Annotated in this window: 9 protein-coding genes and 2 pseudogenes; 10 read left to right on the forward strand and 1 reads right to left on the reverse strand. The window is 41.9% G+C overall.

Going from position 1 to position 12,081, the window contains the following annotated elements; genetic code table 11:
• Window positions 1-97: 97 nt before the first annotated feature.
• Window positions 98-2,149, forward strand: coding sequence for a C69 family dipeptidase (locus ELZ47_RS03835; protein WP_126435303.1), 2,052 nt, complete (start codon window positions 98-100; stop codon window positions 2,147-2,149).
• 90 nt (window positions 2,150-2,239) lie between these two features.
• Here ELZ47_RS03835 and ELZ47_RS03840 read toward each other — a convergent pair whose 3' ends face one another.
• On the reverse strand, window positions 2,240-2,800 hold the full coding sequence (locus tag ELZ47_RS03840) for a TetR/AcrR family transcriptional regulator (protein ID WP_126435304.1): 561 nt from the start codon (window positions 2,798-2,800) through the stop codon (window positions 2,240-2,242).
• A gap of 143 nt (window positions 2,801-2,943) precedes the next feature.
• Between ELZ47_RS03840 and ELZ47_RS03845 the strand changes: the two genes are divergently transcribed.
• The 9 genes and pseudogenes from ELZ47_RS03845 (at window position 2,944) to ELZ47_RS03885 (ending at window position 12,064) form a co-directional block, all read left to right on the forward strand.
• Window positions 2,944-3,645 carry an ABC transporter ATP-binding protein gene (locus ELZ47_RS03845; RefSeq protein WP_126435305.1) on the forward strand — a complete coding sequence of 234 codons (702 nt, stop codon included), beginning with the start codon at window positions 2,944-2,946 and terminating at the stop codon, window positions 3,643-3,645.
• Window position 3,646: 1 nt separating this feature from the next.
• A complete protein-coding gene (locus ELZ47_RS03850; protein ID WP_126435306.1) occupies window positions 3,647-6,370 on the forward strand; it encodes an FtsX-like permease family protein in 2,724 nt (907 codons plus the stop codon).
• Between the two features lie 95 nt (window positions 6,371-6,465).
• Window positions 6,466-7,314 (forward strand): metallophosphoesterase family protein, encoded by an 849-nt coding sequence (locus ELZ47_RS03855; RefSeq protein ID WP_126435307.1) that lies wholly within the window; start codon window positions 6,466-6,468, stop codon window positions 7,312-7,314.
• Between the two features lie 56 nt (window positions 7,315-7,370).
• Window positions 7,371-7,823 (forward strand): Rrf2 family transcriptional regulator, encoded by a 453-nt coding sequence (locus tag ELZ47_RS03860; RefSeq protein WP_126435308.1) that lies wholly within the window; start codon window positions 7,371-7,373, stop codon window positions 7,821-7,823.
• Window positions 7,824-8,052: 229 nt separating this feature from the next.
• The gene (locus tag ELZ47_RS03865; RefSeq protein ID WP_125331750.1) at window positions 8,053-8,910 is read left to right on the forward strand and encodes a VOC family protein; all 858 of its coding nucleotides are present in this window, start codon (window positions 8,053-8,055) and stop codon (window positions 8,908-8,910) included.
• Between the two features lie 35 nt (window positions 8,911-8,945).
• Window positions 8,946-9,461, forward strand: coding sequence for a methylated-DNA--[protein]-cysteine S-methyltransferase (locus tag ELZ47_RS03870; protein ID WP_125331748.1), 516 nt, complete (start codon window positions 8,946-8,948; stop codon window positions 9,459-9,461).
• A 93-nt stretch (window positions 9,462-9,554) separates the two neighbouring features.
• A pseudogene (locus ELZ47_RS03875) lies at window positions 9,555-10,160 on the forward strand (type I restriction-modification system subunit M N-terminal domain-containing protein); the annotation flags it as partial.
• A gap of 166 nt (window positions 10,161-10,326) precedes the next feature.
• Window positions 10,327-11,094, forward strand: a pseudogene (locus ELZ47_RS03880) (KilA-N domain-containing protein).
• A 76-nt stretch (window positions 11,095-11,170) separates the two neighbouring features.
• Window positions 11,171-12,064 (forward strand): DUF6414 family protein, encoded by an 894-nt coding sequence (locus tag ELZ47_RS03885; RefSeq protein ID WP_197715328.1) that lies wholly within the window; start codon window positions 11,171-11,173, stop codon window positions 12,062-12,064.
• The last annotated feature ends 17 nt before the right edge of the window (window positions 12,065-12,081 follow it).

Genomic DNA, 12,081 nt, shown 5'->3' on the forward strand with positions numbered 1-12,081 from the left:
GAACTTGTAATCGCTTGCAAAACCTGGAGTAAAAGGCTATACTGAATATAGTATTTAATTTTGTAATTTTTTACAAAAAAACAAAGGAGATATTTTTATGAAAAAAATATTGTTTCGTTCCTTGTTAGCTCTTTCGACCATTTTTCTCTTTCCTTTCCAAGTGGTTGAAGCCTGCACAGGATTTATCGTCGGGAAAGACCTGACTGCAGACGGCACGACGCTTTACGGTCGGACAGAGGACTTGGAGCCCAATCACAATAAGGTCTTTCTGGTTCATCCGAGAAAGACCAATGCGAGTGGTGCCAAGCTGGTCGATGAAACCAACGGCTTTGAATGGACCCTGCCGGCAGAAAGCTACAAGTATACTTCGGTATCAGATGTGACCCCATCCCAAGGTATTTTTGACGAGGTTGGCTTCAATGAATACGGTGTTTCGATTTCTGCGACAGTTTCTGCCAAGGCCAATGATGCCATCCAAAAAGTGGATCCTTATGTAGAAAATGGCTTGGCAGAGTCTATCCTGACAACCGTCGTTCTGCCCCATGTTCAGACAGCCCGTCAGGGTGTGGAGCTGATGGCACAAATTGTCAGAGAGCAGGGAGCAGCAGAGGGGAATATTATCACCATTGCTGACAAGACCGGTGTCTGGTATATGGAAATCCTATCTGGTCACCAATATGTTGCTATTAAATTCCCAGATGACAAGTATGCAGTCTTTCCTAATACTTTCTTCTTGGGCAGTGTTGACTTTGACGATACAGAAAATGTTATTGCATCAAAGGGTGTTCAGGATGTAGCCAAGCAGGCTAATTCTTATAAAGAAATTGACGGAAAATTCCATATTTCTCAGTCCTACAATCCACCGATGGCAGAGGCAGATCGTTCACGTGCCTGGGCAGGTATCACCAGTCTGGATCCAAATGCGGCCGTGTCTTATAACGACTCTTACTTTGATCTCATGCACTCCACAGACAGAAAGATCAGTGTAGCAGATGTCATGGCTATGCAGCGCAATCGCTTTGAGGGCACTCAGTTCAAACCGCTGGACCAAATGGAGCTAGATGGTAAAGGGCTGCCACAACGCGGTACGACAGATCCTGTTTACAAATATCCGCTGGGCAACCCAAATGTCATGGAAGCTCATATCTTCCAGCTTAAAGACGGCGTTCCAGCCAATATGGGCGGAGGCACTATGTGGCTAGCGGTAGGCAGCCCTCGCTTCTCACCTTACCTGCCTTATAATGGTAATATCACAGATACTTACGATGCTTATAAGGTCAACACAACTGGCTACAGTCCAGACTCTTGGTACTGGGTAGCATCTCATATCTACGATATGGCAGCCAAGCATCAAGACCTCTTTGGTACTTCTGTCCAAGACAGATGGAAGGCCTTGGAAGCCCGCTTTATTGAGGAACAAAATGCTCTAGATGCAGCCAATGCAGCTCTGCCAGACTCCTCAGCAAAAGTTACAGAAGAAACACAGGCTCGAGCAGCGCAAGTCTTTAAGGAAATGAAAGAGCTAGAAGCTGAAATGGAAGCTAAAATCAAGGAAGCAACAAAAACTACTCCTTCCAGCTCCAGCAAAGATTCTAGCAGCTCTTCGTCATCTCAAAGCTCATCCAGTTCTTCCTCTTCAGCAACTTCTAGCAGTTCTGATACACGGACGGAAGTCAATGTAGAAGATGACAGCTTGGTGGATGTTGCAACTGGTATTCGCTTGAAAAATGCTGACTTAGTCAAGGGCGGTCTTCAGCTGTCTGTGCAAAAACTGGAAAGCAAGAATCAGCCGACAGATACCTATGACATTCGCTTGACCGATCCGAATGGTCAGCCAGTGCATCAGGTCAGTCCGACCCTTGTGACGATTCCAGTTCGCAAGGACCTGCCAGTAGATGCCGTCTATGCTCTGGATGAAAATGGCAAGCAGGTTGAGAAGTTTGATGTAACGGTTAATCAAAACCAGACTATCAGCTTCACGACCAATCATTTCTCTGTCTATCAAGTGCAGTATCGAAATGAGCAGTCCGTCAAGGCCAAGAAAAAAGACCTGCCATCAACAGGTGAGCAAGTCACCATCATGGGCCTTGCTGGCTTGATTATCCTAGCAGGAGTCTTCTTCCTTTTGAAGAAAACAAAGAAAAACTAATCTAAAATAAAAAGAAGGCCGAGCAATATGTCCGGCCTTTCTTAGTGGAAAAAACGACTTTTGTCTAGGTCATCCTTCAAGCTAGAGCCCTTATCTCAAATAGTCATAGTTATAAGTAGTCAAAATTATGTCAGTGAGTTCTTCAGGTTCTTCTTGAGCTCCGCCAGCTATCCAAAGAGAAATAATCCCCTCAACACTGGATAGGAAGATTTCCAGTGCATATTTCGGAGGAATCTGAAAGTTCTCCTCTAAAAAACGCTGGGTAGCAGTCTCTTGCTTGTCACTCAGAATGATAGTGGTTATGTACTCCCGAATAGCCTCTCGAAAGTCAATATAATGGCTTCTGGTCAGGGCATTGATAAGACGTTCATTAGCGCGCAGTATATGAAATTTTGCTATCATTAATTTTTTGGGATATTCGTTCTCCACTTCAAACATACTATAACTAGAAAGTTGGGAAATAATGTCACTTTTGAGACTATCAACCATCTGATACTTATCTTGGTAGTGGAGGTAGAAGGTGCCGCGATTAATCCCAGCCCGCTTGCAGAGCTTACTGATAGAGATGTTCTCGAATTTTTCTTCTGAAAGCAGCTGAATCAAGGCTTCCTTGATGTCTTCCTTAGTGCTGGTTTTTCTTTTCTGGATCATTTTTTCTTCCCTTTTTGCTTAAATCAACACTTTGTTGAATTTTGGTTATTGCTTTTTATCTAAGCTCATTATATAATATCTGTGATTTAGAATCAACACCTTGTTGATTTAAGGAGATAGGGTTTGAAAAGGAGAGAAACGATATGGCTTATATTGAAATGAAACATAGCTTTAAACGTTATCAGATGGGGGATACGGAAATAGTCGCCAATCACGATATTTCTTTTGAGATTGAAAAGGGGGAACTGGTTATTATCCTGGGTGCTTCTGGTGCCGGTAAGTCTACAGTTCTTAATATCCTTGGCGGTATGGATATCAATGATGAGGGAGACATCTTGATAGACGGACAGAATATTGCTGACTACAATTCTCACCAGCTGACGGACTATCGCCGCAATGACGTGGGCTTCGTCTTTCAGTTTTATAATTTGGTGCCTAACCTGACGGCTAAGGAAAATGTCGAATTGGCTTCTGAAATCGTCAAGGACGCTCAAGATCCAGTGGCAGCTCTGACCGCAGTTGGTCTGGAAAAACGCCTCAATAACTTTCCTGCTCAGCTATCAGGTGGGGAGCAGCAGAGGGTGTCCATTGCTCGGGCTGTGGCAAAAAATCCCAAGATTTTGCTCTGCGATGAGCCGACAGGGGCTCTGGACTACAATACTGGCAAGCAAGTGCTACAAATCTTACAGGATATGTCCCGCAATCAAGGAGCGACAGTTATTATCGTGACCCATAATGCTGCCTTGGCTCCCATTGCTGACCGGGTTATCCGCATGCACGATGCGAGAGTCAAGAGTGTTACAGTCAATGAAGAGCCTCAGGATATAAGTACATTGGAGTATTGATATGAAGAGAAAGATTTATTGGAAAGATATTCTGCGCTCCTTCACTAGCTCAAAAGGACGTTTCCTATCTATTTTAATCCTCATGATGCTGGGCTCTTTAGCTCTCGTGGGACTTAAGGTCGCTCCACCCAATATGCGCAGAACAGCAACAGATTACTTGAAAGAGCAACGAACCATGGACTTGGCTGTTATGGCGGACTATGGTTTGGATAAGGCGGATCAGAAAGAGTTGGAAGCTATTAAGGGAGCTGATGTCGAGTTTGGCTATCTGACAGATGTCACCGTAGACGAGGAGGCTCTCCGAGTATTCTCAGATACCAAGGATATTTCAAACTTTCAAGTGACCTCCGGCCGTCTTCCCAAGAATGAGCAAGAAATTGCCTTAGCTAGCTTTTGGTCTAAAAAATACAAGCTTGGCCAGGAGATTGATCTGACCGAGAAAGCAGGCAGTCGGTCAGTTCTGAAAAACAAGACTTATAAGATTGTGGGTTTTGTCAATTCGGCAGAGCTCTGGTCTGATAGAAATCTGGGCAATGCGACTAGTGGCAGCGGGGCTTTATCAGCCTATGCTGTAGTCAGCCCCAAGGTCTTTGATACAGATGTTTACAGTATTGCCCGCCTGCGCTATCATGATTTAGAAAAGCTGGCTCCCTTCTCTGCAAGTTATCAGGAGCGTTTGGAGGAGCACCAGACTGCTTTGGACAAGAGCCTTGAAGATAATGTAGCGGCCCGGTTTAAGCGATTAGAGGCGGATGCCAAAAGCACCATTCAGGATGGTGAAGATAAGATTAGTCAGGCCGAGAGTGAACTGAGCCAAGGGAAAAAACAGTTAGAGCAAGCTCAGAGTCAGCTAGACCAGCAAAAAAGCCAGCTAGCGGCAGCTCAATCCGCTTCTATCCTAGCTCCCGATCAGCTCAGTCAGAGCCGGCAGCAGATTCAGGAAGCTGAGTCCCAGCTCAATCAGAAAAAAGCAGACCTCGCACAGGCAGAGAAAGACTTATCAACTAGCAAGGACAAGCTAGCTGGCGCTAAGGCAGACTTGAGTCGTTTGAAAGAGCCTGCCTATCATAGCTATGACCGCAAGTCCCTGTCAGGTGGCAATGGCTATCATATGTATAAAAACTCCATGAATAGTATTGCGTCGATTGGTAATATCTTCCCGGTGGTGCTCTATCTGGTGGCAGCTATGGTGACCTTTACCACCATGACTCGCTTTGTCGATGAAGAGCGAACAAATGCAGGTGTCTTTAAGGCTCTAGGCTATCATAGTCGAGATATCATTCGAAAGTTTGCTCTTTACGGTTTGGTGGCGGGGAGTCTAGGTACCCTCATAGGAATTCTGTTGGGACATTATTTCTTGTCAGGTGTGATTTCTTCTATTATTACCAGAGGGATGGTGCTTTCTGCCCCTCATGCTTATTTTTATATTTCCTATAGTTTACTGGCCCTGGGACTTTCCCTTCTATCCAGTGTTCTCCCTGCCTATTTGGTGGCAAGACGGGAGTTGACAGAAGAAGCAGCTCACTTGCTTTTGCCCAAGCCACCGGTCAAAGGCTCCAAGATCTTTTTGGAAAGACTGTCCTTTATCTGGCGACATCTTAGCTTTACTCAGAAGGTCACAGCTCGCAATATCTTTCGCTATAAGCAGCGGATGTTTATGACCATCTTTGGTGTGGCGGGTTCTGTTGCCCTGCTCTTTGCCGGTTTAGGACTCCAATCTTCTATTGGTGGTATTCCCAAACGTCAGTTTGAGGAGATTCTGCGATACGACTTGATTGTCGCTGTCAATCCTGGGGAGAATCAAGCTGAGCAAGACAAGCTGAAAAAGATGTTGGCTGATGGCTCGATTGCTGATTATCAGGAGATCTATAGTGAAACCTTGACAGAGAAATACAAAGGAAAAAAAGAGACAGAGTCAGTCACTTTGATGGTTACGGACAAGGAAAATTTTGAACCGTTCATCTCGTTAGAAAGTCCCGACAAGCAGCAAAAGCTAACTCTCAAGGACGGTGCAGTGGTTTCGGATAAATTGGCCCGCATAGCTGGAGTTAGCCCCGGTGGCAGTATAGAGCTGGATGGCAAGTCTGTCAAGCTTGCAGCAGTCAATGAGAATCATTTTGGTCATTTTGCCTTCATGAAGGCAACTGACTACCAGAAAATTTACGGGAAAAAGCCCGATAAAAATACTTATCTAGTGCGGCTCAAGGACTCTTCTAGTAAAAATATTGTCGACAAGGCCAATGAATTTATGAGCCTCAAGTCTGTCAAGAGTGTTTCCCAAAATGCTAGCATGGTGAAGCAGTTCAACGTTCTAGCTGATTCTCTTAATAACACGATGCTTATTTTGGTGGTGATCTCTGTTCTTCTAGCAGTTGTCATTCTCTACAATCTGACCAATATCAATGTGGCTGAGCGGATTCGCGAGCTGTCTACCATTAAGGTTCTGGGCTTTCATAATAAGGAAGTGACACTTTATATCTATCGAGAGACCATTATTCTGTCAGTAATTGGGATGGTAGTTGGACTTCTAGGCGGTTTCTTCCTGCATCGTTTTTTGATTGAGAAGGTTGCGCCTAGCATTATCAGCTTAAACCCTCAAGTAAGTCCCTCAGTCTATCTGTTTCCTCTAACTGCAGTGACTCTTATCCTGACCTTGCTTGGCTTCTTTGTCAATTACCGTCTCAGACGGGTAGATATGCTGGAAGCACTTAAGTCTGTTGATTGATAAAAAAACACTTCAAAACTTTCACTCACTTGATGGGTGGAAGTTTTTTTGAACTTTGATATAATATTCCTTGTAAAGAAAGAGAAAGACGCACGATGACACGAAAAATTGCCTTATTATCAGATGTGCATGGGAATAGCACAGCCTTGGAAGCAGTACTGGCGGATGCGGAAAGCCAGCAGGTGACAGATTATTGGTTTTTGGGGGACTTGCTCCTGCCAGGAACCGGTCGCAGAAATATCTTAGATAGGATGGAGCAGCTGCATATCAGCCTCCAGGTCAGAGGGAATTGGGAAGACAGTCTCTGGCATGCCCTGCACCAAAAGCTGGATTTGGCTCGTCCCAGCCATCTCTACCTGACCCGGCTCTGCCATTTTGTTCTAGAGGAAATCCGTCCTGAAGAGATTGACCATATGCAGGAACTTCCTCTACAGGTCTTGACAGAAGTAGAAGGCATGAAGATTGCGGTTAGCCACCATCTGCCAGATAAGAATTGGGGGCGGGAGCTGATTCATATTGGCGAGCAGAGCGATTTCGACCGCCTTTTTGAGGGAAATGACTGCGCTATCGCTGTTTATGGTCATATTCACCAGCAGTTTCTTCGTTATGGGACTAAGGGCCAGCTGATTATCAATCCCGGCTCTATTGGTCAGCCATTCTTTCTAGATTCGGCTTTGCGCCAGGACTTGCGAGCCCAGTATGCCATTTTAGAGATTGATGAGACGGGTCTGGCTGATGTCGACCTGCGGCGCGTAGCCTACGATGTGGAGCAGGAACTGCGATTGGCTCGGGAGCTCCACTTGCCTTACTATGAGATTTATCGGGAGAGTTTGGTCAATGGTATTCACCATACCCACAACCACGACCTGCTGCGGGAAATCAGTGAGCGGGAAGGCTATGCGAATGAGATTGCAGCTTTCTTAAAGTCCAGTCGTAACTCTTGAAGTTACACCATTTTTGAGATATAATAGTGAGAGAAAATGATAAGGGAGGAGAAAAAATGCAGATTTCTAGCCGTTTTACCATTGCCACCCATATGCTGATTGTCCTGGCTTTGGAGGGAAAAAAACAAAAACTGACAAGTGATATCCTTGCTGGCAGTGTCGGCGTCAACCCAGTTATCATCCGCAAGACCCTGTCCCAGCTCAATAATGCAGGAATGATTACTGTTGCTCGTGGGACTGGAGGAGCAGAGATTGCCAAAGATTTGAAAGATATTAGTCTGTTGGACGTCTATAGTGCGGTTGAGTGTCTAGGCAAGAGCGGCCAGCTCTTTAGCTTTCATGACAAGCCCAATCCAGACTGTCCTATCGGCAAGAACATTCACAATGTCTTAGACGACCGCTTGGCGGCTATTCAGGCAGCCATGGAAGCTGAATTGGCTCAGACCAGCCTTGACGAGGTCGTTGAAGCAACCGAAAAAGAAATTAAAGAACAATCTGTTTCCCAGTGAGCAGATTGTTTTTTTTGGTGAATAATATCCCAAGATGTAATCATTGACATTACATTAAGATGTGCTATACTAGTAGATGTAATATAAATGATTATAATTTAAAATAATCTTTCGGAGCAAATAGAGATGTGGAAATCCATATCAAGGAACCTATCTCTGTTTTGAGAAAATAAAAAAAGATTGAGCAGGAAAACTGCTGACATTTAAAATTAAAGAGAGGAGAAAGTATATGACTTTTGAATATGAAAGCAAGATTTATCTAGGAGAGGTGGCACTTTATGTAGCCGACCTAGCAAGACAAAAGGATTTTTATCAGCGAGTTTTAGGTCTGGAACTTTTGGAAGAGCAGGATGGACAGGTGGCTTTGGGCAGGAACGGACAAGTGCTGGTGAGACTCTTAGTAACCAGTGACCAGCAGTCCGTTAAGTCGGCTTACGGTCTTTATCATCTGGCGCTTTTGCTTCCAAGCCGTCAAGCCTTGGCGGATATCCTGAAGCATTTATCAGAAAGTAAAGTTCCTATGGTTGGAGGGGCGGATCACGGTTATAGTGAAGCCATTTATCTGGAAGACCCAGAAGGCAACGGCATTGAGCTTTATCGGGACAAGCCTCAGGCTGATTGGGATATTCGAGAGGATGGTCGCATTATCGGAGTGACGGAAGCGCTCGCGGCTCAAGAAATCTATGAACTAGGTCAGGAAGTCCAACCGTTTAGTATTGCAGAGGGCACTCGTATGGGCCATGTCCATCTGTCTGTGAAAAATAGCAGAGCTGCCAGTCATTTTTACCAAAAGCTTCTAAGCTTGGAGGATAAATTTTCTGTACCTTCTGCTAGCTGGCTGGCATCAGGAAACTACCATCATCATTTAGCAGTTAATGAATGGGGAGGTTCTCACTTGAATCATCGCCAACCTAAGCAAATGGGACTAGCCTATTTTGAAGCGCAAGTTCAAGGAAAAGAAGAGTTAGTAGCAATTTATGAAAATGCTCTGGAGCTGCAAGCGCCAGTCCGATGGATTAGCTCCCAAGAGCTAGAAGTCACAGACCCAGATGGGATTGTGGCTAAAGTTAAGACAAGAGTGGTATAATAAGACATATCAAGAAGTTAAAAGAAAGAAAAACTATGTACAAGACTTATTATGCATCACCGATTGGCCGGATTCTCATCTTGACAGACGCAAATGCCTTGTTGGGGCTTTGGCTGGATGGCCAGAAATATTTTGGGGCAGGCTACGATTTGGAGCAAGCGCAACAGGAAGAGACAGAAGTCAGCCGACGCGTCTCTGCTTGGCTGGATGCTTATTTTAAGGGAGAAAATCCCGCGACAGATGAAATTCCATTGGCACCTCAAGTGACTGAGTTTAGAAGCAAGGTTCTGACAGTGCTGCAGAAGATTCCCTATGGACAAACGGCTACCTATTCAGACATTCTACGGAAATTACAAGCCGAGTACGGTAAGATTGGTTCTGCTAGAGCAGTCGGTGGTGCCATCGGTCATAATCCCATTTCCCTTCTGATTCCCTGCCACCGGATTGTCGGGAGTGATGGCAAGCTGACCGGTTATGCCGGCGGTCTTGATAAAAAAGCCTTTCTGTTGAAACTAGAGATGGGGGAGAAAACAATAGGATGGCTATTTTAAACTATTGATAAACTAAAAAGCACCGAATGGTGCTTTTTAACTTACTTTAAATATGGTAAAATGGATGTGATTAAAATAGGAAAAGAGTATAAAATGGCGAAAAAATCAAACGCAAATATTGGATTTGAAAAGGAACTATGGGATGCTGCAGATTCACTTCGGGGGCACATTTCAGCGTTAGAGTACAGAAAAGTTATTGTTGGTCTAATCTTTTTAAAATATGTATCAGATGCTTTTGAAGAAAAATACCAACAATTACTTGCAGAGGGTGACGGATTTGAGAATGATCCTGATGCATATTCAGAGGAGAACATTTTCTTTGTCCCTGAAATAGCTAGATGGCAATTTATTGCGAGTCATGCCCATTCTTCGGAAATTGGCACAGTCTTGGATGAGGCTATGCGTGAAATTGAAGAGGATAATCCTAGTCTAGAGAATGTCCTTCCTCAGATCTATGTCAGTCTAGACTTAGATAAGCGAGTTTTAGGGGAATTTGTAGACATTTTTACCAATATTAAAATGTATGAAGGTGAGAATGAAAAAGATATACTTGGGCGTGCTTATGAATATTGTATTGAACAATTTGCGGCATATGAAGGAAAACGAGGTGGTGAGTTTTATACTCCGACCAGCATCGTAAAAACGATTGTAGAAATATTAAAGCCTTATAGAGGCCGTGTTTATGATCCTGCTTGTGGGTTTCGTGTCATAATAATGACACAGGCAAATAGTCAAGTAAATACAAGGATTTTAGACCTTCTACCAAAGTTTAAAATCAAAAAAATGAATAGTGGTTTGCTGTTTAGAGCAGTTATTACGGAAATAAATGTTGTAAACAGTACATCAGCATAAAGGAGGAATTCACATGTCTAAGGTGAAAAAAGACATGATTAAAGCAAAAGGTTTTGCTATTCAAATTTATACTGAAGACTTTAAAAATGACTATATAAGTTTAACGGATATTGAAAGATATAAAAGTGATGAACCATTTATTGTTATTAATAACTGGTTGAGGGGCAAAGACAATATTCAGTTTTTAGGTTTATGAGAATCAATGCATAATCCAGATTTTAAACCTATCGAATTCGATAGGTTTAGAAATGAAGCAGGTAGTAACGCATTTACATTGTCACCACAAAATTGGATTAAAAAGACAAATGCAATAGGTATTGTTTCTAAGTCAGGACGATATGGAGGCACATTTACTCATACTGATATAGCAATGGAATTTGCTTTATGGATTTCGCCAGAATTTAAGCTTTACATTATTCAAGACTATAAAAGACTTAAATCAGATGCAATTAAAGAATATCTCTTAAGAGATCTAACAAACTAGTAATTATCCTATAAATACGCAAGTGAAGCAGATATGCTCAATGTTGCCTTATTTAACAAAAGAGCAAAACAGTGGCAGGAAGAAAATCTAGATTAAAAGGGTAATATGATAGACTATGCAAGTTTAAATGAATTATTGGTACTTGCCAATATGGAAAGCTACAATGCAGTTCTTAGTGATAAAGGAATGAACCCAAAAGAAAGAATGATAGAACTTAGAAAGCTTGCAAGAACTCAACTGATGTCACTTGAAAAACTTAATGAAAGTGGTATCAAAAGATTAGAAGAAAAGAAATAATTGTTTTCAAAGAATAAAAAGCTAAACAAATTTAAATTTGCAAGTGAAAAAGAGAAGCAATAAAGGAATTAAAATAATGAACGATATAAATTTAGACAGACTCATTGTTCCGATATATATAAATGAAAAAATTGTTTTAGATATGCTTGCTATTATGGAAGATGGTTTTTCAATGGTGAGTCAGGTCAATTATACAGAACATAAAGAAAATCATTCTGCTCAAAAGGTCGATGCAGGAGTTTCAACATCTGCTACGATTTTAAGTAAACTATTAAGAATTAATATTTCTGGTGAATTAAGCCATGATGGAAACAAGGGTGAAAATGAAAGTGTTGTTAAAGAAAAGGTACACACAAATGTTTCTCTTTTGTCCAAGTTCCGTGGATTTTTGTTAGAACATAAAATGTTGAATTCAGATTTTAATTTTTCTAAAATGAAAGTAGGTGATTTTATTGAAGTTGAAGGAGAATTACAAAAAAATCCGCTAATAAATTATATGGATATTTTTATTGACCTTTTTCGTATGGTGGAAATTTTTGCTGAAAAACCACAGCTAGGTAATAAAAAACAGGCAAATAATCAAAAGCAAAAAGAAAATGAAACTATAAAACAAATTGAGTCATTTGCTAATGAGTTAAAACATAGTGGTACAATTGATTTTATTTTGTCTGATTCCAAAGGAATGACAGTGCTATCGGTACAAGAACAATATCTTACAAATGACAATATATCGGAAATTATTGGTGGTCGTTTTAAAGTTCTTGGTAAAGTAATATCCATATGTGAAAAAGATACGGAAAACATTGATCTTCTTAGAAAAACTTCATTATCTATCCTATCAGAAGAATTATTAAATGAGATGTTTTCAGCATTTAAAACAACTGATATGCAACAATTCAATTTGCCTGAGTTGAAAACAAAAATAACTGGTCCTGCTGTTATTGTAATTCCTATTGCAATTTATATTTAAATAAAGAAGAATACTAA

The organism is Streptococcus sanguinis, assembly GCF_900635155.1.
In the GTDB taxonomy this organism is placed as follows: Bacteria; Bacillota; Bacilli; order Lactobacillales; family Streptococcaceae; genus Streptococcus; species Streptococcus sanguinis_G.

Bases quoted from the DNA above. Each gene is read 5' to 3' on its own strand.
- ELZ47_RS03845 (WP_126435305.1), top strand. From the start codon at position 2,944: ATGGCTTATATTGAAATGAAACATAGCTTTAAACGTTATCAGATGGGG.
- ELZ47_RS03860 (WP_126435308.1), top strand. From the start codon at position 7,371: ATGCAGATTTCTAGCCGTTTTACCATTGCCACCCATATGCTGATTGTC.
- ELZ47_RS03885 (WP_197715328.1), top strand. From the start codon at position 11,171: ATGAACGATATAAATTTAGACAGACTCATTGTTCCGATATATATAAAT.
- ELZ47_RS03850 (WP_126435306.1), top strand. From the start codon at position 3,647: ATGAAGAGAAAGATTTATTGGAAAGATATTCTGCGCTCCTTCACTAGC.
- ELZ47_RS03855 (WP_126435307.1), top strand. From the start codon at position 6,466: ATGACACGAAAAATTGCCTTATTATCAGATGTGCATGGGAATAGCACA.
- ELZ47_RS03835 (WP_126435303.1), top strand. From the start codon at position 98: ATGAAAAAAATATTGTTTCGTTCCTTGTTAGCTCTTTCGACCATTTTT.
- ELZ47_RS03870 (WP_125331748.1), top strand. From the start codon at position 8,946: ATGTACAAGACTTATTATGCATCACCGATTGGCCGGATTCTCATCTTG.
- ELZ47_RS03865 (WP_125331750.1), top strand. From the start codon at position 8,053: ATGACTTTTGAATATGAAAGCAAGATTTATCTAGGAGAGGTGGCACTT.
- ELZ47_RS03840 (WP_126435304.1), bottom strand. From the start codon at position 2,800: ATGATCCAGAAAAGAAAAACCAGCACTAAGGAAGACATCAAGGAAGCC.